This is a genomic window from Corallococcus sp. CA053C (assembly GCF_003611675.1).
GTDB lineage: Bacteria > Myxococcota > Myxococcia > Myxococcales > Myxococcaceae > Corallococcus.
In genome coordinates, this window is sequence record NZ_RAWA01000044.1 from 16,926 (window position 1) to 38,035 (window position 21,110).

16 protein-coding genes are annotated in these 21,110 nt (G+C 70.6%); 8 read left to right on the forward strand and 8 right to left on the reverse strand.

Annotated features, from left to right (window positions below):
- Positions 1–33: 33 nt before the first annotated feature.
- The 5 genes from D7V97_RS08840 (at position 34) to D7V97_RS08860 (ending at position 7,161) form a co-directional block, all read left to right on the forward strand.
- Positions 34–4,275 carry a hypothetical protein gene (locus tag D7V97_RS08840; protein WP_120610160.1) on the forward strand — a complete coding sequence of 1,414 codons (4,242 nt, stop codon included), beginning with the start codon at positions 34–36 and terminating at the stop codon, positions 4,273–4,275.
- On the forward strand, positions 4,272–4,877 hold the full coding sequence (locus D7V97_RS08845; RefSeq protein ID WP_120610161.1) for a type II secretion system protein J: 606 nt from the start codon (positions 4,272–4,274) through the stop codon (positions 4,875–4,877). The genes D7V97_RS08840 and D7V97_RS08845 overlap by 4 nt, the downstream gene beginning before the upstream one ends.
- An 8-nt stretch (positions 4,878–4,885) precedes the next feature.
- A complete protein-coding gene (locus D7V97_RS08850; protein ID WP_120610162.1) occupies positions 4,886–6,019 on the forward strand; it encodes a PilW family protein in 1,134 nt (377 codons plus the stop codon).
- Between the two features lie 8 nt (positions 6,020–6,027).
- A complete protein-coding gene (locus tag D7V97_RS08855; RefSeq protein WP_120610163.1) occupies positions 6,028–6,663 on the forward strand; it encodes a hypothetical protein in 636 nt (211 codons plus the stop codon).
- A gap of 75 nt (positions 6,664–6,738) precedes the next feature.
- Complete coding sequence (locus D7V97_RS08860) at positions 6,739–7,161, forward strand: HD domain-containing protein (protein ID WP_120610164.1); 423 nt, start codon at positions 6,739–6,741, stop codon at positions 7,159–7,161.
- An 86-nt stretch (positions 7,162–7,247) separates the two neighbouring features.
- Here the strand turns inward: D7V97_RS08860 and acnA are convergent, their stop codons facing one another.
- The 5 genes from acnA to D7V97_RS08885 all read right to left on the reverse strand — a co-directional run bounded on the left by acnA (position 7,248) and on the right by D7V97_RS08885 (position 15,091).
- Positions 7,248–9,986 (reverse strand): aconitate hydratase AcnA, encoded by a 2,739-nt coding sequence (gene acnA, locus D7V97_RS08865; RefSeq protein ID WP_120610165.1) that lies wholly within the window; start codon positions 9,984–9,986, stop codon positions 7,248–7,250.
- A gap of 129 nt (positions 9,987–10,115) precedes the next feature.
- Positions 10,116–11,405, reverse strand: coding sequence for a phosphatidylserine/phosphatidylglycerophosphate/cardiolipin synthase family protein (locus tag D7V97_RS08870; RefSeq protein WP_233582593.1), 1,290 nt, complete (start codon positions 11,403–11,405; stop codon positions 10,116–10,118).
- A 108-nt stretch (positions 11,406–11,513) separates the two neighbouring features.
- Positions 11,514–13,127 carry an FHA domain-containing protein gene (locus tag D7V97_RS08875; RefSeq protein WP_120610166.1) on the reverse strand — a complete coding sequence of 538 codons (1,614 nt, stop codon included), beginning with the start codon at positions 13,125–13,127 and terminating at the stop codon, positions 11,514–11,516.
- A gap of 6 nt (positions 13,128–13,133) precedes the next feature.
- On the reverse strand, positions 13,134–14,063 hold the full coding sequence (locus D7V97_RS08880) for a YafY family protein (protein ID WP_120610167.1): 930 nt from the start codon (positions 14,061–14,063) through the stop codon (positions 13,134–13,136).
- A complete protein-coding gene (locus D7V97_RS08885) occupies positions 14,060–15,091 on the reverse strand; it encodes a YafY family protein (RefSeq protein ID WP_120610168.1) in 1,032 nt (343 codons plus the stop codon). Before D7V97_RS08885 ends, D7V97_RS08880 begins: the two co-directional genes overlap by 4 nt.
- 350 nt (positions 15,092–15,441) lie before the next feature.
- Here D7V97_RS08885 and D7V97_RS08890 point away from each other — a divergent pair, with 350 nt between their 5' ends.
- A complete protein-coding gene (locus D7V97_RS08890) occupies positions 15,442–15,915 on the forward strand; it encodes a hypothetical protein (RefSeq protein ID WP_120610169.1) in 474 nt (157 codons plus the stop codon).
- 31 nt (positions 15,916–15,946) lie between these two features.
- Here the strand turns inward: D7V97_RS08890 and proB are convergent, their stop codons facing one another.
- A complete protein-coding gene (gene proB / locus D7V97_RS08895; protein WP_120610170.1) occupies positions 15,947–17,074 on the reverse strand; it encodes a glutamate 5-kinase in 1,128 nt (375 codons plus the stop codon).
- Between the two features lie 167 nt (positions 17,075–17,241).
- Here proB and hflX point away from each other — a divergent pair, with 167 nt between their 5' ends.
- Positions 17,242–18,897: a GTPase HflX gene (gene hflX, locus D7V97_RS08900; RefSeq protein WP_199728752.1), complete on the forward strand. Its 1,656-nt coding sequence runs from the start codon at positions 17,242–17,244 to the stop codon at positions 18,895–18,897.
- Between the two features lie 58 nt (positions 18,898–18,955).
- Positions 18,956–19,417 carry a hypothetical protein gene (locus D7V97_RS08905; RefSeq protein WP_120610172.1) on the forward strand — a complete coding sequence of 154 codons (462 nt, stop codon included), beginning with the start codon at positions 18,956–18,958 and terminating at the stop codon, positions 19,415–19,417.
- Between the two features lie 29 nt (positions 19,418–19,446).
- Here D7V97_RS08905 and D7V97_RS08910 read toward each other — a convergent pair whose 3' ends face one another.
- Entirely contained in the window at positions 19,447–20,454 is a 1,008-nt protein-coding gene (locus D7V97_RS08910) for an NAD(P)H-dependent glycerol-3-phosphate dehydrogenase (RefSeq protein ID WP_120610173.1), read from the reverse strand.
- 30 nt (positions 20,455–20,484) lie between these two features.
- The coding region (locus tag D7V97_RS08915; protein ID WP_120610174.1) for a hypothetical protein at positions 20,485–21,110 on the reverse strand (626 nt) is incomplete at its 5' end.

Genomic DNA, 21,110 nt, shown 5'->3' on the forward strand with positions numbered 1-21,110 from the left:
GGGGGTAGTTGGTCTCCCACCCCCGGTGAACCCTTGGCACACTCCCTCTTCGGAGCCTCCTCGTCGCGGCGCGCCTTGCTGGGCCTGGCGCTGCTGGTGGCCGTGCCCGCATCGGCCACGGACATCGTCACCTTCAGTCAGGGCTCGCTCATCATCCCGGAGCAGGCCACCTTCCAGCAGGGCTGCGGCAGCCTTTCGGCCTACGGGCTCGTGTGGCGCCTCCTGCAGGCCAACGAAGCGGGCGGCGCCAACGCGTCGCACCCGGTGACGGTGTACCTGGCCATCGACGACGCGAAGCGGTCCCCCAACCGGTGCGTGCCCACCAACAAGCACGTGCCGCCCACGCCGAACAACGGTCAGTGGAACGACCCCAGCTGGAATGACGGCTGTGACTTCCACATCTCCAACGCGAGCGCGGCGCCGGTCGTCCCCGTGCCCCCGCTGGCGCCGCTGCCCGCCGGGGGGCTGTTCCCGCAAGGCGACATCGACAACTTCACCACCACCGCCTTCGATGCCCGGCCGTACTTCGCGCAGAAGACGCTCAACACCGCCAGCGGCTTCCGCGACGTCCAGTACATGGGCGCGAGCTTCATCATCGACGCGAAGGACGCGAAGAACGCGCTCGACTTCCTGAACTCCTCCGCCGGGCCGGACGCGCCGAACAAGTTCCGCAGCCCGTGCGACTGCGACACCTTCACCAACAACAGTGGCTGCTTCTACGTGCGCATGCACCAGGCCACGATTGAGTTCAACGCCCCCATTGGCCGGCGCCTCAACCGCGTGCCCCCGAAGATCGCCCTGTTGGATCGTGACGACAACGACGCCAACGATGCCTCGTTCGTGAAGGGCGGCATGCTGGACGACTACCTGCGCAACGCGGGCCTGGACTTCCCGGGCGCCGGCGGCTGCCCGCAGGGGACGACCACCACCTGCACGCTCAACGGAGGCCGCCCCGGCCTCATCTACGACGCGCTCCACGCCAACGCGGACCTCATCTCCACCGCGACGTACCGGAACGGGCTGCTCAACGCCATCGACCCGGCCACCCAGAAGCCGCGCTACCGCGTGTTCTGGGCGCCGCACTGGGAGATCGGCGACAGCGTCCGCTCCGAGTACAGCTCCAACGGGGACGGCGCCGTCAACCAGCGCGAGAACGTCCTCAACAACATCGCCTACTTCACGGATCAGCGCGGCAACGGCCTGTTCGCCGAGTGCGCGAGCATCTGGTCCTATGAGACGAGCAAGCGCCCGGACAACACCCCCATCGCCCGCTCGCGCTTCCAGGGCGCGACCAACTTCGAGATCAACAAGCTGGGCGGCGGCTCCTCGTGGGATGGCCGCAACTGCACGGACCCGGACTACCTGGCCATCGCCGGCGCCGCGCCGGCCTGCATGCTCTACCCGAACCCGGGCGACCCCTTCTCCCAGATGGGTGACTTCCGCTTCAACAACGTGGCGGGCCACACGGAGAACTACCGGGCCGCCAGCTACAAGCCCGGCGTGCGGCGGCTGGCGGTGAGCTGGGAGGACTACGCGAACGGCGAGCGCTACGACAACGCCACCGACGTGGCCGTGAACAACAAGCGCGGCCACGACTTCTTCTCCTTCAACCAGAAGGACAACGACCCGCAGAAGGCGACCGTCGTGTACCTGGCGGGCCACGACTTCAAGAACAGCGTCGCCGGCACGCGCATCGTGCTCAACACGCTGCTCAACCTGGGCTCCGAACCGCTGCAGAGCGAGCGCACCGTGTCCGCCCCGGTGGCGCTGGACGACACCAACGGCAGCGACACCAACGGCTCGCGCGCCGTCCTGTTCAAGACCTCCTACGACGCGGTGTCGGGCTACCCGCCCGGCGTGGACACGTACACGCCCGCCCAGGGCTCGCACTGGGTGTTCCCCTACTATCCGGGCACGCTGCGCGCCCACTCGCTCATCGGCGGCAACGCGCTGAACGCGGGGGAGAACGCGCTGGCGGACGGCACCCTCTGGAACGCGGACGCGCGCCTGCCCCTGCCGGGCGACCGCAACCTCTTCACCTACTTCGGCGGCGAGGTGAAGGTGAACCCGGTGCTGGGCCCCAACCGCAGCGCGCCGCACGGGGTGCTGCAGGTGGGCTGGCAGCCGGAGGAGGTCTCCGGCACCCGCATCAACAACAACTACGCCAGCGCGCCCAACCCCGGCTGCGTGGACGTGATGAAGCTCAGCCGCGCCACGTCGCGCGATGGCACCTTCCGCTTCGACTTCGTGAGCGGCGCTGACGGCGTGTGCGACCTGCAGCAGGCGACGCAGTACACGCAGCAGGTGGGTGGCTCCGACTTCGGCGTGACGGACGCGGTGCTCAACAAGACCCGGCTGACCAACGACTTCCCCGTGGTGGCGCAGATGCTCCAGCGCGTGCGCGGCTTCTGCTTCGCCACCAGCACGCGCAACGACGGCACCGGCACCCCGGTGCTGGAGCCCTCCAACAGCCAGTGCAACAACCCCGACGCGGACAACCGCGCGCACCTGGGCGGCTTCATCCACTCCTCGCCCGTGGTCGTGCCCGCGAGCGCCAACATCCCGGACAGGGTCCACGCCCGCCCGACGGTGGCCTACGCGGCGGGCCTGGACGGTCAGGTCCACGCCTTCTACGTCTCCGGTGGAGCCAGCTACGACGGCCCGGCGGAGAGCCTTCAGTTCCCCAACCCGGACGCCACGGCGCGCTTCAAGACGGACTACGCCCGCCTCTTCCGCCAGGGCACCCCGCCCCTGCCGGGCACGGAGCTCTGGAGCTTCCTGCCGGCCACGCAGCTGTCGGGCCTGCGCAACAACACCGCGCGGGTGAACAGCGCGCCCGTCGTGTTCGACGTGTTCGCGGACTTCGTGGGCACCGGCCGGCGCGAGTGGCACACCGTGCTCGTGGCCAACGTGGGCCAGTCCGGCCGCGACCTGTTCGCCCTGGACGTCACGAACCCGCTCAAGCCGGTGCTGCTGTGGCACCTGGTGGGCAGCCACTACGGCACCTCCAGCGCGCCGCACTCGGTGGTGGCGCTGGCGGACCGCGCCCAGGGCAGCACGGACTGGACGTACACCTGGGACGAGGACACCAGCCTCTTCCTGCTGCCGCCCAAGTCGGATCCGGGCCGCAAGCCCAGCGGCCTCTATGACTACAGCGGGCTGGGTGGCTCGCGCGGCCTGTCCGTGGGCGTGGGGCGCCTGGGCATGGAGCCCGTGTACGCCGTCTTCGTCGCCTCCAGCAGCTCCGGAGCGCTGGCGGTGACGGACTCGCCGGGCACGCCCCCCAAGGGGGTGCAGGTGTTCGCCATCGACGCGGCCACGGGCCAGAAGCTGTGGCAGTGGCAGCAGGCCTACACGAGCGGCGTGGACAACAGCGCGCCCGCCGCGCCCACCGTGTCGCAGGACACGAGCGGCGCCTCGCGCCTCTACGTGGGCGACATGGAGGGCCGCATGTGGGAGCTGGATGCCTCCACCGGCATGAACGTCAACGTGGCGCGCATGGGCCCCGCCTGCTCGGAGTCCAGCCCCTGCAAGTACGCCGCGATGGACATTGGCACCCTGCCCGCCACGAGCCAGCCCATCAGCACCAACGTGGGCCTCGCGCGCATCCCCCAGGACGCCAGCGCCGGCTCCGCCTTCGCGGCCTACAAGGGCAAGCTCGTGGCCCTGGTGGGCACCGCCGGCATGGACTGGGTGCCGGACACCGTCGCGGGCCGCCTGCACGCGCTGCTGTTGGATCAGCAGCTGCGCCTGCCGCTGGGCATGGACGGCAAGCGGCTGAACGGCACGGCCATCGACGCGAGCGCGGCCCACACGGAGGAGGTGAAGTACGGCGTGCTCCAGGAGCCGTCGCCCTTCCCGCTCATCTTCGCGGCGCCCGAGCACGTCTACGGCAACATCACCATCGCCGGACGCACCGCGTACTTCAGCACCGCGGAGCAGTCGGTGAACGACCCCATGCTCCTGAGCGGCACCGTCCGGGGCGCCACCTACAGCATCGACCTGGGCAACACGACGAGCTCCGCCACGACCGCCGCCGTGCGCGTGCCCGGCACGACGCTCGCCAACTACGGCGGCGTGGCCGTCTACCACCGCGACAACGGCGGCACGTCCCAGGACTTCGTGGTGGGCGCGGAGGTCAGCGCCCTTCACGTCACCCGCATCTCCAACGGAACCAACGAGGGCCCCTCCAGCCCCAACAAGAAGGACTCCGTGAGCGGCAGCAACGGCGTGCTCTACCAGCTGCTCAACTGGAGCCAGAGGTTCTTCGAATGAGCCCCCTCTCCTCTTCCCGCCGCGCCCCCGCGCGCGGCAGCGGCCTGCTGGAGGTGCTCATCTCCATGAGCATCCTCGCGCTGGCCGCCGTGGGCGCCGTGATGGGCATGGTGGCCGCCACGCGCGACGTGAAGGACGGCCAGGTGCTCCAGGGCCGGCGCATGCTGCTGGAGTCGCGCATCCAGCGGCTGTGGCTCGGGTCGAAGGCGGAGCTCTTGAGCAACGCCGTGAACCGGCCCGCCCTCTTCCCGCCGGACATCGCCTTCGGCACGGCGCCGTGGGTGCTGGACCCCAGCCCCCCGGTGGCGGCGGACGTGGGCACCGGCGCCTACTTCCGCGTGCTGCCCACCGGGCAGGTGGAGCCGCTGACGAGCGTGCCCGTCAACACGCCCTGCATCGCCAGCACCCCGGACGCCGTCCTGCCCAAGGACGTCTACTGCCGGGAGATCCTCGTGACCAAGGGGCTGCCCAAGGACCTCCCGCCCGCCTCCGCGGCGCTGGTGCCCGCGGGCGCCCAGCCCTTCACCGTCTGGACGCGCGTGTTCCGCAAGGGCGACAGCCTGGAGCGCGCGCTCATCCACAGCGAGGTGTTCGTCCAATGAGGCGTCGCATGGAGTCCCCGTCCACGTCCCCGTCCACGTCCACGTCCACGAAGCGGCCGCATCCGCTGGCGCGCGGCATGACGCTGCTGGAGACGATGGTGGCCGCGGCGCTCGCGACCATCATCCTCGCGGCGGCGGCGGCCCTGCTGCTGGCGGGCGGGCGCGTGGTGCACAACACGGAGCACGTGGCGGACAGCCACGACCACGCACGCCTCGCGGGGGAGCTGCTGCTGTCCGCGGTGCGGCAGGCCGGGTCGGGCATGTCCGACGGCCTGTGGGTGGTGTCCTCGGGCGTGCCCCAGCGCATCAACCCCATCTTCGGCGGCGACGGCGCGGGCACGGGCCTGCTCACCGCCACTACCACCGGCAACGTGGTGGGCACCGAGGGCAGCGACGACCTGTGGCTGGTGGTGCCGGACCGCAACTACCTGGGCCGCGACTGCGCGCCGGGCGCGGCGATGACGGTGGTGGCGCCGGGCACCGGCTCGCTCCAGGTCAACTGCGTGGGCACGCCCAGCGGCGCCCCTCCGGCCACCCCCATGCTGGTGGCCAGCAACATGAAGAGCGCCGCGCTGCTCACCCAGACGTCGGTGACGAGCAACCCGCCCACCGCCACGGTGAGCTACTCGGAGTCCGGCGTGCCGGGCTTCTCCAACGCGCCCCACAAGGGCGGCTTCCAGCGCGGGGACCTGGTGTACCCCGCGCGGGTGCTGCACTTCTTCATCGGGCCGCACCCGACCACGGGCCGCAAGGCGCTCCTGCGCGCGGAGGGCACGCCCGCCGCCGACATCGCGGGCCGTCCCTTCATGGACATGGGCGACCCGGTGGTGGTGCAGGACTTCGTGGAGGACTTCCAGGTGGCCTTCGGCGTCGACGCGACCAACACGGGCGACCCCACGAGCTACGTCTTCCAGAATGGGCTGTCGCCCGAGTACACGCCGGGCCTGCGCTCGGTGCGCATCAGCGTGGTGGCCACCGGCCGCACGCCCCGGCGCGACACGCAGAACCAGGCGGTGCTCTCCGAGGACCTGCCCATCGCGGTGGAGAACCACACCCCGGCCACCGTCCCCCCGGATGGCTACTTCCGCAGCCTCTTCTCGCGCCGGGCCGAGCTGCCCAACCTGGCCTCGGCCAGCCTGTGAGCCCCACCATGTCCCCGCGCCCCTCCTCCCGTTCCACCCGCGGCGCCACGCTGCTGCTCGTGGTGCTGCTCGTCACCGTGCTGCTGGGACTGGTGGCGGGCGTCATGGCCTACGCCAGCAGCGAGCGCACCCGCGCCGTGTCCTCCAGCCGCGTGGGCCAGCGGCAGAGCTGCGCGGAGAGCGGCCTGCAGCTGGCGCGCGGCTACTTCGGCCGCAACTACGGCCAGTGGAACACCTACCTCGGCAGGCCGTCCGTCTACGACCCCGTCGCCTCGCCCACCAACACCGCGCCCGCCAAACCGCGCGAACCAACGGCGCCCACGGGGCGCAACGCCATCAAGCTCGCGGACCCCGCGCTGTTCGCGGACCTGGACGGGGACGGCAAGGACGACGTGTACCTGTACATCCGCGACAACGAGGACGAGTTCAAGCCGCTCGCCAACGACTGGACGCGGGACAATGATCAGCAGGTGGTGGTGGGCGCGATGTGCATCAGCGAGACGCTGATTCCGCGCCGGGGTGACAACAACAGGCAGGACCCGTCCGCCCTCGCCGTGGAGGGCATCCTCCAGTACAACGGCGGCGGCCAGGCCTACACCGCGCAGTCGGCGGGCGGCACGGGCTCCGGCAACCTGAACCGCTGAGCCGGTGCGTTCGAGCCGGTCCTTCGAGCCGGTCCTTCGAGCCGGCCGGGGCGCGGGCGTGACAAGCTGTCCGCCATGCCCACGCTCGAAGACGCCATCGCCCTCGCGGTGGCCGCGCACCAGGGCCAGCGCGACAAGGCTGGCCAGCCCTACATCCTCCACCCGCTGCGCGTGATGCTGCGCCTGGGCAATGACACCGAGCGCACCGTGGCCATCCTCCACGACGTGGTGGAGGACACCCCGTACACGTTGGAGCGGCTGCGCGGGCTGGGCTACGCGGAGGACGTCCTGTCCGCGCTGGACTGCCTGACGAAGCGCGAGGGGGAGTCCTACGAGGCCTTCATCGAGAGGCTCCGGCCCCACCCCGTGGCCCGCCGCGTGAAGCTGGCGGACCTGGAGGACAACATGGACGTGCGGCGGCTGTCCGCCGTCACGCCGAAGGACGCCGAGCGGCTGTCGCGCTACGTGGCCGCGTGGACGCGCCTGCGCGCGGAGTAGCCACCGCCTCCTGGAAAAGACGACGGCCCGGCGACCCTCCGTGGAGCGAGGGCGGCCGGGCCGCGAACCATCACCGCGAAGGCGCGTTACGCCTTGGCGAGCTGGCGGAGCACGTACTGGAGGATGCCGCCATTGCGGTAGTAGTCGAGCTCGTTGGGCGTGTCGATGCGGCACACCGCCGTGAACTCGATGGGGCCCTTCTCACCGCCGGTGGCCTTCACGGTGAGCTTCTTCTGCGGCGCGAGGCCCTCCGCGACGCCCGTGATCTCGAACGTCTCCTGGCCGGTGAGGCCCAGCGACTGCGCGTCCTGGCCCGCCTCGAACTGCAGGGGCAGCACGCCCATGCCCACGAGGTTGGAGCGGTGGATGCGCTCGAAGCTCTTGGCGATGACGGCCTTCACGCCCAACAGCTGCGTGCCCTTGGCCGCCCAGTCGCGGCTGGAGCCGGTGCCGTACTCAGCGCCCGCGAGCACCACCAGCGGGATGCCGTCCGCCTGGTACTTCATGGACGCGTCGTAGATGCTCATCCGCTCACGGGTGGGGATGTGCACCGTGACGCCGCCCTCCACGCCGGGCACCAGCAGGTTCTTCAGGCGGATGTTGGCGAAGGTGCCGCGCACCATCACCTCGTGGTTGCCGCGCCGGGCGCCGTAGGAGTTGAAGTCCTTGGGCTCCACGCCCTCCGCCATCAGGTACTTCGCGGCGGGGCTCGTCTTCGCGATGTTGCCCGCGGGCGAGATGTGGTCCGTCGTCACGGAGTCACCCAGGAGCGCCAGCACGCGCGCGCCCTTGATGTCCTGCGTGGCCTTGGGCTCCTTCGGGAGGTTCTCGAAGAAGGGCGGCTTGCGCACGTAGGTGGACTTGGGGTCCCACTGGAACGTGGAGCCCTTGCTCACCTGGAGCTGCTGCCACAGCGTGTCGCCTTCCATCGCGTTGGCGTACTGGCTGCGGAACTGCTCCGGCTTCACCGCCGTGCGGATGGTCTCCCGGATCTCCTGGTCCGACGGCCAGATGTCCTTGAGGAACACCGGCTTGCCGTTGGGGTCCGTGCCCAGCGGCTCGTTGTTCAGGTCGCGGCCCACTTCACCGGCCAGCGCGTACGCCACCACGAGCGGGGGGCTCGCCAGGTAGTTCATGCGCACGTGCGGGTTGATGCGGCCCTCGAAGTTGCGGTTGCCCGACAGCACCGCGGCCACCACCAGGTCGCCCTCCACCACGGCGTTGGACACCGCCTCCGGCAGCGGACCCGAGTTGCCGATGCAGGTGGTGCAGCCGTAGCCCACGACGTGGAAGCCCACGGCCTCCAGGTAGGGCAGGAGGCCCGCGTCGCGCAGGTACTCGGTGACGACGCGGCTGCCGGGGGCGAGGCTCGTCTTCACCCAGGGCTGCGGCTTGAGGCCCTTCTCCACGGCGTTCTTCGCCAGGATGCCCGCGGCCACCAGCACGGCCGGGTTGGACGTGTTGGTGCAGGAGGTGATGGACGCGATGACGACCGCGCCGTGGCCCACCTGGTAGCTCTGCTTGCCGGCCTTCACGGTGACGCTCTGGGCCAGCCGCTCGGGAGGCACCGGGGCCGCGGGGGCCTTCGCGCCGCCCTTGGGGCCCTCGTCGTCCTCGCCCTTGCTCTTGCCGGCGGACAGCATCTCCACGAGCGACGCCTCGTAGCCCGCCTTCATGTCCTTCAGGGGCACGCGGTCCTGCGGGCGCTTGGGGCCCGCGAGGCTGGGCACCACGCTGGCCAGGTCCAGCTCCAGCGAGTCGGTGAAGAGCGGATCCGGCGCGCCGTCCGTGCGCCACAGGCCCTGCTCCTTCGCGTACGCCTCCGTCAGCGCCACGACGTCATCCGGGCGGCCGGTGAAGCGCAGGTAGTTGCAGCTCTCCTCGTCCACGGGGAAGAAGCCGATGGTGGCGCCGTACTCCGGGGCCATGTTCGCGATGGTGGCGCGGTCCGGCAGCGACAGGTTCTTCAGGCCGTTGCCGTAGAACTCCACGAACTTGCCGACGACGCCCTTCTTGCGGAGCATCTGCGTGACGGTGAGCACCAGGTCCGTCGCCGTCGCGCCCGCGGGCAGCTTGCCGGTGAGCTTGAAGCCCACCACCTGCGGAATGAGCATCGTGATGGGCTGGCCCAGCAGCGCCGCCTCCGCCTCGATGCCGCCCACGCCCCAGCCCACCACGCCCAGGCCGTTGATCATCGTCGTGTGGCTGTCGGTGCCCACGAGCGTGTCCGGGTACACCGTGGTGCCCTGGCGGAACGTCACCTGCGCCAGGAACTCCAGGTTCACCTGGTGGCAGATGCCGATGTCCGGCGGAACGACGCCAAAGCCCTTGAACGCGCTCTGGCCCCAGCGCAGGAACGCGTAGCGCTCACGGTTGCGGTCGAACTCCAGCTCCGCGTTCTCCTTGAAGGCCGCGGTGGTGGCGAACGAGTCGATCTGCACCGAGTGGTCGATGACGAGGTCGGCCGGGTTGCGCGGGTTGATCTTCGCGGGGTCGCCGCCCATGGTCGCGAGCGCTTCACGCATGGCGGCCATGTCCACGACCGCGGGCACGCCGGTGAAGTCCTGGAGCAGCACGCGCGCGGGGTGGAAGGAGATCTCCGTCTCCGGCGCGGCCTTGGGGTCCCACGCGAGCATCTTCTCGATGTGCTCACGCTTGACGACGCGGCCATCCTCGTTGCGCAGCAGGTTCTCCAGCAGCACCTTGAGGGAGAACGGGAGGCGGTTCACCGCCGGGTGGGCCTTCGCCAGCGTGGCCAGGCTGAAGTAGTCGTAGGTGGCCGAGCCCACCTTGAGCTTGCCCTTGGTGCCGAAACTGTCCGTCATGTGCGTTGCCGTCCTTCCGTGCCGGAATGGGGCAACTTCTAGGCGCGTCGCACCCGGCATGCAAAGGGTTCCTGCACCGCGTTGAAGGCGGTGGACGGTTGCCTGGAACCCGGGGATGACGGCCGTGCTTCAGAGGACCTTGCGGAAGAAGTACAGCACGCGCTCCACGGCCTTCTGCCAGAGGGGCCGGCGGCGGAACGCGACGAGGTCCACCTCGCGACAGTCGCCGCAGTCCGTGCGGAACGAGTCCTCCAGGGCACGCCCCAGCCGGGGGTCCGCGAACACCGCGTTCACCTCGTGGTTGAAGGCGAGGCTCAGCCGCTCCAGGTTGAACGAGCCGATGGTGCCCCACACCCCGTCCACCACGGCCGTCTTGGCGTGCAGCACGCCGCGCTGCCACTCGAAGATGCGGATGCCGGCGCCCAGCAGCGTCTCGTAGAAGGCGCGCGTGGCGTGCTCCAGGAAGGGATGGTCGCTCTTGCCGCCGTTGAGCAGCAGGCTCACCTCCACGCCCCGCTTGGCCGCGTCCTTGAGCGCGGCCACCATGCGGCGGTCCGGCACGAAGTAGCCCGCGGCGATGAGCACACTCTGGCGCGAGCGCTGGATGGCGTGCAGGTACGCGCGGTGGATGCTGCGGCGGCTGGACAGCACCGCCAGCCCCACGTCGCCCTTGCGGGGGCCGGGCTCCGGCACGCGCGTGCCGCGGATGCGCCGCTGCAGCCGGCTCAGCCGGTCCTGGAACATCATCCGCCACGTCGCGAGGAAGCGGCGCTCCAGCTCGTGCACCGCGGGGCCTTCAATCCGGAGCACATCGTCGCGCCACGCGACGCCCTGCCCTTCGGGCGCCCAGTGCGCGGCGATGTTCACCCCGCCGGTGAAGGCCACCGTGCCGTCCACCACGAGGATCTTCCGGTGGTCGCGGCGCATGAGGTAGCGCAGCCCGCGCGCCAGGCTGAAGGGCTTGAAGGCGCGCACGTCCACGCCGCGCTGGCGCAGCCCCTCGAAGAAGCTCCTGCGGCTGGTCCACGAGCCCACCGCGTCGTAGAGGACCTTCACGTGCACGCCGCGCTCGGCGGCCTCCGCCAGCGCCTGGCCGAAGAGTTCGCCCACCGTGTCGGTGACGAACATGTACGTCTCCAGGCGGATGGAGCGCCGGGCCCGGCGGATGGCCTCCAGCATCTCCGGATAGGCCTCCACGCCGTCGCGCAGCAGGCGGCACGCGTTGCCCTGCAGCGTGGTGTGGCGACGGGGCAGGTAGTACCGGGCGAGCAACATCCGGGACACCCCGGGGCTCCACACCGGCCCGTGCTCCGGCACCGGCCCCGGGCTCCGAGCCAGCTCCGGTGAATGCACCGGCTGATGCACCGTTGGGACCTGCTGCTCCACCACCCCGATCTCCTCCCCCCGCCGCTCGCGCATCACCCCATTGAGGGTGGGAACGGAAGGGGGGACCGGCAACCAGGACGGGCCCTGCCCGCCTCGCAGGCGGGGTTGCACCGTCGGCTACCGGACGGGGATGCCCGGGTGCTACAGGCCGTACTCGGCGCGCTTGTTCTCCGCGCGCGTGGCACACGGCTGGTCGTACTCCGGGAAGTAGTCGCGCATGTGGTCCAGCGTGAGGGCGGCCTTCTTGTAGTGGCCCTGGTTGTAGTAGCCCTCCACCTCCAGCAGCAGTTTGGAGCACGTCCGGTCCAGCTCCTGCTGTGCGAGCTTCATGGCCTCCTGGGCCTCGAAGTAGAGGTCCGGCTTGGGGTCCGGGTGGGCCTCCAGCATCAACCACGCCTCGCGGAAGGACTTCCACGCCTCGTAGCGGTTGCGCGCGCCGATGTCCGGCGTCTGGGCGTTCTTGCGGCCCTTCTTGAAGGACTCCCCGGCCTGCTGGATCAGCTGCTGCGTGGAGAGGTCCTCGGGCAGGAGCGCGCGCTCCACCCAGACGTTCCAGATGCGCCAGGGGTCCTCGCCGGGCGGGTTGCGGGTGTTGTCGAAGATGATGCGGTTGGGCTCGCCCTTGCGCAGCTGCTGGGGCGGGATCATCAGCTCCAGCGAGCGCTCCTGGCTGGCCAGCGTGTCCGGGGGCACCTTGCCCACGTCCACGCCGTTGACGCTCACCACGACCTCGTCCTTGGAGATGCCCTGGGCCTGGTAGTGGAGGATGACCACCGCGCGCGTGGCGGCGATGAACTCCCACTCGAACACCTTCATGTCCGGCCGGTTCCAGGTGACGCCGTCGCCCAGGCCGAACGAGTCGTTGATGGGCTGGTTCGACAGACGCACGGGCTCCTCGCCCTTCTGCACCTGGTCGCCACCGCCCAGCACCAGCCAGTACAGCAGGCCGAAGAGGCCCAGCACCACCACGCCGCCGCCGGCCATCACGCCCGCGCGGACCTTGGAGTTCGCCTCCGCCCAGAACAGGCGCAGATTGGCCATCAGGCCCGGCGTCTCGCGGCGGATGCGTGCGCGGTCCGCGGCGGACAGGCCGCCCCCGGCGGTGCCGGGCCGGGGCGAGGAGGTGCGCGCCACCGCGCGGGACGACGACGACTGGGAGCCCGTGCGACGCGCCGGTGGGGGCGCGGGCGCCGGACGCTCGATGGCCGCGGGGGCCTCCTCGTCGGGCGGGGGCGGCTGCGGCACGGCGCGCTGGGCGTTGTTGGTGGGCCGGCGCACCGCGCGCATGTTCATGCGGGTGGACTCCGCGCGGATGCCCTGCAGGTCCTCCTCGTCGGCGCCTTCGGGGGCCAGCGCGGAGCCGCCCTTGTTGCGCTGCTTGCGCACGGAGTCGATGGAGACGATGCGCGTGCTGTTGGCGCCGTCCTCCGCGGGCGCTTCGTCCTCGCCGGTGGGCGCGTCCTCCTGGGCGAGCGCGAACACGAAGGTGACGGGCCCCAGCGTCACCGTGTCCCCGTCCACGAGCGCCTGCTTCTGCACCGCCGTACCGTTGACGAGCGTGCCGTTGGCGCTCTTCTGGTCCTCCACCGCGTAGCCCTCTTCCTGCTGGAAGATGCGGCAGTGGCGGCGGGAGACGCCGGGGTCGTACAGCACCACGTCACACTCGGACGTGCGACCGATGAGCACGGAGTCCTGGTCGAAGACGAACTCCTTGCCGGCGTCTTTTCCCTCGGAGATCGTCAGTTGGAAAGCCATGTCGTCCTAGGAGCCTAGCGAGGCATGCACGGCTCGGGCAACGGCGGCGCGAGCGCTCGCCGGCTCCAAGACCTCTGCCTCTCCGCCGAAGGATAGCACCCACTGCGTGAGCCAGCGCTCACTGTCTCCGGCCACCCGCACCTCCACCCCTCCATCAGCGAGCGGGCGGGCGTCCTGGCCGAACCGCTCCTTCACGTAGGGGGCGGCCGTGGGCGTGAAGCGCACCCGGACGGAGGCCTCGGTGGTGCCGCGCGCCGGGTTGGGCACGTCCGCGCGGGCGTCCGCCGGGGGCTGGAAGGCGGTGTCGGTGACGGCCAGGTCCTCCATCCGGTCCAACCGGAACAGGCGCGCGTCCTGGCGGGTGTGGCAGAAACCCTGGAGGTACCACTGGCCCCGGTTGCTGAGCAGCTCGTAGGGGCGCACCCGGCGCGGCTCCGGCGGGCGGCCGGGGCTGGCGTAGCCGAACGTCACCTCCCGGCGCTCCAGGATGGCCTGGGTGAGCGGCCCCAGCGCGAGGGGCGCCTCGCCGGTGGCGTCGATCTTCCGGTACATGTCCCGGAAGCGCTCGCGCGCGGCGGGCGGGATGATGCCCTCCAGCTTGGAGACGGCGCTCTGGAGCGCATCGCCGGTGGCCGGGCGCAGCAGCTCCGCCGCGGCGGCCAGGGCCGCGGCCTCGCCCGCCGTCAGCCGGGGCGGTGCGAACAGGCGCTGGTCCAGGTCCACGTAGACGCGGTCGTTGTCCACGTAGATGTCGATGTAGTCGTCCGGGTTGAAGGGAGGCCGGCCCACGCACGTGAGCAGGTCCAGCTCCTCCAGAAGGTCCTCCCGGCTGATGGTGAGCGCCTTCGCCAGGGCCTCCACCGTGACGCCGGGGTGCTTGGACACGTAGGGGACGAGGAACAGCAGGCGCCGCAGTCGTTCGTGGACGTTGCTCATGCGCTCACCCGCTGTCCGTCTGGGTCCAACACCGCGTGCTTCTCCAGGATGCGCGCGGCCATCTGCTCCAGCCGCTCGCGCGCCTCGACGGGGCCCTCCACCCGGCAGTCCGCGCCGAGCGACAGGACGAACCGCACCAGCCCGTCCACGAACGTCACCGGGAAGCGCGCCCGCGTCACGCCCTCCTCCACCGGCTCCAGCACCGCGCCGGGGAACAGCGAGCCCGCGCGCGAGGCCAGCGGCCCCGTCAGCCTCAACGTCACCTCCATGGGCGCGTGGAAGCGGTACTGCCACGGGAAGTACGCCACGTGCGCGTCGAGGGAGAAGTCGGCGGGCACTTCAAAGTCCGGCGTGCGCGGCCGGGCGGTGTTCACCTTCAGGTCGCGGATGCGGTGGACGTGGAAGGTGCGCAGCCCCTGGCGCAGGTGGCAGTAGCCGACCAGCGTCCACACGCCGCGCCTGAGCGCCAGGCCGTACGGGTCCACGCGCCGCTCCGTCGGCCCGGTCTGCTTGGGGCTGCCGTAGACGATGTGCACCCACTTGTGCGCGGAGCACGCTTCCCAGAGCTGCTCCAGGCGGGCGGACACTTCCTTCTCCTGCCCCTCCTGGCCGGTGCCCAGCTCCATGCGCACGCGCGGGGTGGGCAGCGATTCGCCGGCGAAGAAGCCAATCTTGCGCAGCGCGTGCGCCAGGTCGTCGCGGCCCGGGAAGGCGCCCGAGGCCAGCGCGGCGGAGCCGGCGGCGTAGAGCACGGCCAGCTCCTCCTTCGTGAGGTCGGCCTCCGGCAGGTAGTAGACGTCGCGGTCGACGAGGTAGCCGTCGCGCCGCTCGTCGTCGCCCTGCACGTAGCTCAGGGGGAAGCCCAGCTCGACGAGCTCCGCCTTGTCGCGCTCGAACTTGCGCTCGGCGGCGTCGTCCGAACCGCCGTAGTCGGCCGGGAAGTGCTCACGCAGTTCGGCCCACGAGATGGGTTCCCGCGCGTCGAGCAGCAGTGCCACGAGATCAAGGATGCGTTCCGTGCGGTCCATTCAGAAGATCGGTGACGATGGCGGACAGGACCCGGGAGATCAAGCGACCCGGGACATCCAGGGTGGGAAGGGCGGTGGCTGGGGGGACAGGAAAGGAACAGCGGAGGAGGCCGCGCCCGTCCAGGGGGATAGCCGCCTCCACCTGAACAGGCAAGCAGGTATCGCCATGTACCCCCTGTTTCGTCCGCCAGCCAGCAGACAACCGGGGGCGTGGGGCTCGCACTCGGGGCGCGTCTGGGTTATTCCTTGGGAATTGTCGAAATGAGTGCGAAGCGTCAACGGATCCACCCGGGTCCGTTGGCTGCCGTGGGGCCGACGCGGCGGACGGATGCTTTGACGAGGGCTCAACCATGGACCGCACCTCCCTGCTGAAGACATGGCTTGCCGGGCTGGCGTTGGTGCTGCTGGCCTTCGTCCCCACGCCCGCGCAGGCTCGCTCGGAGCCGCTCTACTTCGCCCTGGAGGTCCGCCGCGACGGCCGCCTCATCGCCCAGCCCAAGCTGCTGGGAGAAGCGGGCCGCACCCTGCGCGCCGAGCGCCGCCGTCCGGGCGCCCTGGTGCCGGACTACCGGCTGGTGCTGACGCCGCGCGGTGAAGGGGACTCGTTCCAGCTGGAGCTGGACCTGTCGCTTCCCGAAGGTCAGGGCCACTCACAGCTCGCCCTGCTGCACGGCCAGGAGCGCAAGCTCCAGCTCGGCCGCGTGCCGGGGGAGCTGGAAGTCTCGCTGCTCCTGATGAAGGTCGACTCGCCGGAGTTCCGCGCGCTGATGCAGCTCACGGACGAGGCGCCCGGCACGGTGCAGTCCGTCTCCAGCTCCATGTAGGCGGCCCCGCCTGCGGCCGCCCCGCCCACCGCTACAGCACCGCCAGGTCGTCGCGGTGCACGGCTTCGTCCAGGTAGCGGTAGCCCAGCACCGCCTCGATGTCCGCGCTGCGCCTCCCGGTGATGCGCCGCAGCTCGTTGGCGTCATAGGTGGACAGGCCCCGGGCGAACACCGCCCCGGAGGCATCCGACAGATCCACCGGGTCCCCCCGGCTGAACTCCCCCTCCACGCCCGTCACGCCGCTGGGCAGCAGGCTGCGCTTGCCGGTGACGATGGCCTCCTTCGCGCCCGCGTCCACCACCAGCCGGCCCCGGGGCCGCAGGGCGTGGGCGATCCACGCGGTGCGCGCGCTGCGGCGGCTGCCGGCGGGCTCGAAGAGCGTGCCCAGGGGTTCGCCCTGGAGCACGCCCCTCAGGCGGCCGGGCACCGCGCCGGAGGTGATGACGCACGGGATGCCCAGCTCCGCGGCGCGCGCGGCGGCGCGGACCTTGGACGCCATGCCGCCCGTGCCCACGTCGCTGACGGTGTCTCCCGCGAGGGCGAGGACCTCCGGGGTGACGCTCGGGACGGAGGGCATCAGGCGGGCCCCCGCGTCGCGGCGCGGGTCGGCGGTGTAGAGGCCCTCCACGTCGGACAGGAGCACCAGCGCGTCGGCCTCCACCACGCCGGCCACCAGGCTCGCCAGCGTGTCGTTGTCGCCGAACTTGAGCTCGTCCACCGACACGGTGTCGTTCTCGTTGATGACGGGCACCACGCCCGCGGCCAGCAGCCGGTCCAGCGTGTGCTTCACGTTGAGGTAGCGGCGGCGCTCCTGCACGTCCTCGTGGGTGAGCAGCACCTGCGCCACCGTGCGGGCCGCGTGGCCGAAGGCCTCCTCGTACGCCTGCATCAGCCGACTCTGCCCCACCGCCGCGCACGCCTGCTTGCCCGGGATGTCCCGGGGGCGTGCGGGCAGCCCCAGCCGCTCCATGCCCAGCGCGATGGCGCCGCTCGACACCACCACCAGTTCCCGCCCCTGGGCGGCCCACAGCAGGTCCTGGCCCAGGGCTTCGAAGTGGGCGCGGTTGAAGCGGCCCGTGGCGCTCGTCAGCGCGTTGGTTCCAATCTTCACCACCACGCGGCGGGCCCCGCGCAGGGCATTGCGTGCGGAATCAGTCACGGCGGGCAGCGTAGGCCGGAAACGGAAAGGGCGCGCGAAGCCCGCGTGTTCACCTGTATTCGCGGCGGTTCAAATGTCGGTGGCTTTGTCATGAAACCCGAAGGCTCCAGGTCCATCCAATGCCTTGGAAACGGCGCGGGCCTGTTGTCCGTGCCAGGAGAAACGGTTTGAAGGAAATCTTCGGCAACACCCTGGGTCTCAAGTCGAGCGAGCAGCAGCGGCTGCGCAACACCTTCCGCCGCCGCGTGGACCCGCACGAGATCGTCTCCGCGGAGCTCGCCCGTCACCTCACCGAGCTGTCGCACGAGCTCAACCGGCAGGTGGGCGTCCTCATCAATCGCAAGGGCGACATCGAGCACGTGGTGGTGGGCAACGCGCACAAGCTGGAGCTGCCGGACATCGGCCGTGCGCGCGCCGGACAGATCCGTCTGCGTGGCCTGCGGCTGGTCCACACGCACCTCAAGAGCGAACCCCTGACGAAGGACGACCTCACGGACCTGGCGCTGCTGCGCCTGGACTGCGTGGCCGCCGTGGGCGTGGGCAACGAGGGCCTGCCCGGGGTGCTGCACTACGCGCACCTGGTGCCGGAGAACGGCACGGGCGAGTTCTGGCAGGTCTACAAGCTGGCCAACGTGCACGGCGAACAGCCGGACCTGCTGGCGACGCTGGACGCGCTGGAGGAGGAGCTCAACCGCAAGGCCGCGGCGCGCACGGTGTCCGGACGTGAGCGGGCCATCCTGGTGGCGGTGTGCCTGGACGGCGACCGCGCGCGGGCGGAGTCCTCGCTGGCGGAGCTGAAGGAGCTGGCGCGCACCGCGGGCGTGGAGGTGATGGACAGCGTGCTCCAGGTGCGGCGGGAAGCGGATCCGCGCTACCTCATCGGCCGGGGCAAGCTGGACGACCTGAACCTGCGCTCCATGCAGTCCATGGTGGACCTGCTCATCTTCGACAAGGACCTCACCCCGTCCCAGGGGCGCCACATCGGCGAGGCGACGAGCCTCAAGGTGCTGGACCGCACCCAGCTCATCCTCGACATCTTCGCCCAGCGGGCGCAGACGTCGGAGGGCAAGCTCCAGGTGGAGCTGGCGCAGCAGAAGTATCGGCTGCCCCGGCTGGTGCAGGGTGACGACTCGCTCAGCCGGCTCATGGGCGGTGGCGTCGGTGGCCGCGGCCCTGGTGAGACAAAGCTCGAGATTGATCGTCGCCGCGTGCGCGAGCGCATCACCAATCTGGAGAAGCGCATCGACCTCATCAGCCGCGAGCGCAGCGTGCGCCGGGCCCAGCGCAACCGTCGCGAGGTGCCGGTCATCTCCATCGTGGGCTACACGAACGCGGGCAAGTCCACGCTGCTCAACGCCATCACCAACGCGGAGGTGCTGGCGGAGGACAAGCTGTTCGCCACGTTGGACCCCACGAGCCGCCGCCTGCGCTTCCCGCGCGAGCGGGAGGTCATCATCACCGACACGGTGGGCTTCATCCGGGACCTGCCCAAGGACCTGGTGGCCGCCTTCCGCGCCACGCTGGAGGAGCTCTACGACGCAAGCCTGCTCCTGCACGTGGTGGACGCGGGCGACCCCGCGCGCGACGACCAGGTGGAGGCGGTGGAGAAGATCCTCAACTCGCTGGGCCTGATGGAGAAGCCGCGCCTGATGGTCTGGAACAAGGCGGACCTGCTGCCGGCGGACGAGGTGGAGACGCTCCTGCGCACCCGGGGCGGCGTCGCCATCAGCGCCGCGAAGCGCGAGGGTCTGGCGACGCTGCTCGCCAAGGCGGACACCACCCTGTTCGCCGAGGGGGCGTCCGAGTCCATTGGCGTCGTCTAGGCGCCGGGGGATGGGACGGGTTGCCGGCGCGGAGGGCTCCCCGTAGAGTCGGGGGGCCTTGACGCCCGCGCTGAACCAGCTCCTCCCCTTGTTGACGGCCCAGATTGAAGGCCTGCCCGGACAGGACTCCGGGCCGGACTACGAGCGGCCCGTCTCGTCCATCACCACCGGCTACATCGAGCTGTTGGAGAGGAACAGCCACATCGTCTACCCGGTCATCGCCGTGGTGACGCTGCTGCTCATCGCCTGGGGCATCCTCTCCGCGTGGCGGACGCAGGACCTGGACGGCCTGCAGAAGAACGAGTTCAAGCGCGCCATCATCAACGAGCTGCGGCGCCAGCTGAGCGGCATGCCTGGCGACCTGCTGGGCAAGACCATCGGACTGGACCGGCTCAAGACGAACCGCCTGCTGGAGGAGATGCAGACGGAGGGGCTGGTGATGAGCCACACCAACTCCGAGCGGCTCACCGTGTGGCGCGTGCGCGGCGCCAGCCCCGAAGCCAAGCCGCGCCGCTACTAGCAAGCAGCGCGGCCTGGAACGCCGGGGCTTCAGACGCCCGACAGCTCTGACTTCGGCTGGCGCGTCATCAGGTCCACCACCGCGTTCTTCGCGTTCTTGCCCTCGTAGGCAATCAGGTAGACCTGATGACAGATGGGCAGCTCCACGCCCGTCTTGAGCGACAGGTCGCGCGCGCTCTTGGCCGTCTTCACGCCCTCGGCGACCTCCTTCATGTCCGCGAGGATGTCCGGCAGCTTGCGGCCCCTGCCCAGCTCCATGCCCACGTGGCGGTTGCGGCTGAGCTCGCCCGTGCACGTGAGCACCAGGTCGCCCATGCCGGACAGGCCGGAGAGCGTCAGCGGGTTGGCGCCCTTCCTCACCGCCAGCCGGGTAATTTCCGCGAGCCCGCGCGTGATGATGGCCGCGCGCGCGTTGTGGCCCATGCCCAGGCCGTCCGCCATGCCCGCGGCGATGGCGATGACGTTCTTGAGCGCGCCGCCGTACTGCACGCCCACGACGTCCGTGGACGTGTACGAGCGGAAGGTGTCCGTCTGCAGGGCCTTCTGGCAGCGCTGCGCCACCTTGTCCCAGTGCGACGCGATGGTCACCACCGTGGGCATGCGCCGCGCCAGCTCCTTGGCGAAGCTGGGGCCGGAGAGCACCGCGACGTACGGGTGGAACTCCTCCGGCAGACAGTCCTCCAGCAGCTCCGTCATGGTGAGGAGCGACTCGTTCTCGATGCCCTTGGACACGGTGATGAGGGGCACGCCCCTGGGCAGGAACGGCTTCGCGCGCGCGAGCACCTCGCGGGTGGCATGGCTGGGCGTGGCGAGCACCACCATCTCCGCCCCCGTCAGCGCCTCCTCCAGGTCCGTGGTGGCGCGCACGCGCTCGGAGATGGGGATGCCCTTCAGGTAGGTGGGGTTCTCGTGCTGGGTGTTGATGGCCTCCACGGTGCCGGGCTCACGGCCCCACAGCCGGACCTCCTCGCAGTTGACCGCGAGCACGTTCGCGAGCGCCGTACCGAACGAGCCTGAACCGATGACACTGCCGCGCATGGATGACCTCGGGTCGAGAGGGAGGGGGTTCTAGAACAACGTCGACACCACGCCCATGGACAGCGTGGGCATGACCTCCGCGTCCGTGGGACGACTGCGGAAGTCGGCGCCGAGCGAGACAGCGTAGGACGTCTTTTCACCCACGGGAAACTCCGCGCCCAGTCGCACGAGCACCGCCGCGTCCACCTTCAACGCGGGCGGCAGGCCGCCCAGGGGGTTGGACTGGGTGGGATGCGTGTCGAAGGACACCAGGCATCGCAGGTCCATGTACGGTCGTATCGAGCGCGGTCCCTCGCGCTGCAAGGAGAACACGAGGCCCGGGGCCACGTTCCAGTCGCGCCGGCCGCTCAGGTAGCGCGCGCCCTTCTCCTCCGTCTCCGGCGGGCGCAGGAAGAACGCATGCCCTCCGTCCATCACGATGGCGAGGCTGGCGTATTGGCCGTCCAGGGCGGTGAAGCGCACGCTGGCGCGCGGCTCGATCATCAGGCCGTAGACGCTGTCTACGCCCAGCCCCAGGTCCAGGCGCGGCAGGACGCCGTACAGGGTGCGCGCGGACACGATGGGGAAGCCCACCTCCAGGCCCACGCCCAGGTGCCCCGCGCCCAGCGACCGTCCGCCGTAGAGCCCGTACCGGTTGGGAGACAGGGGCGGCCCTG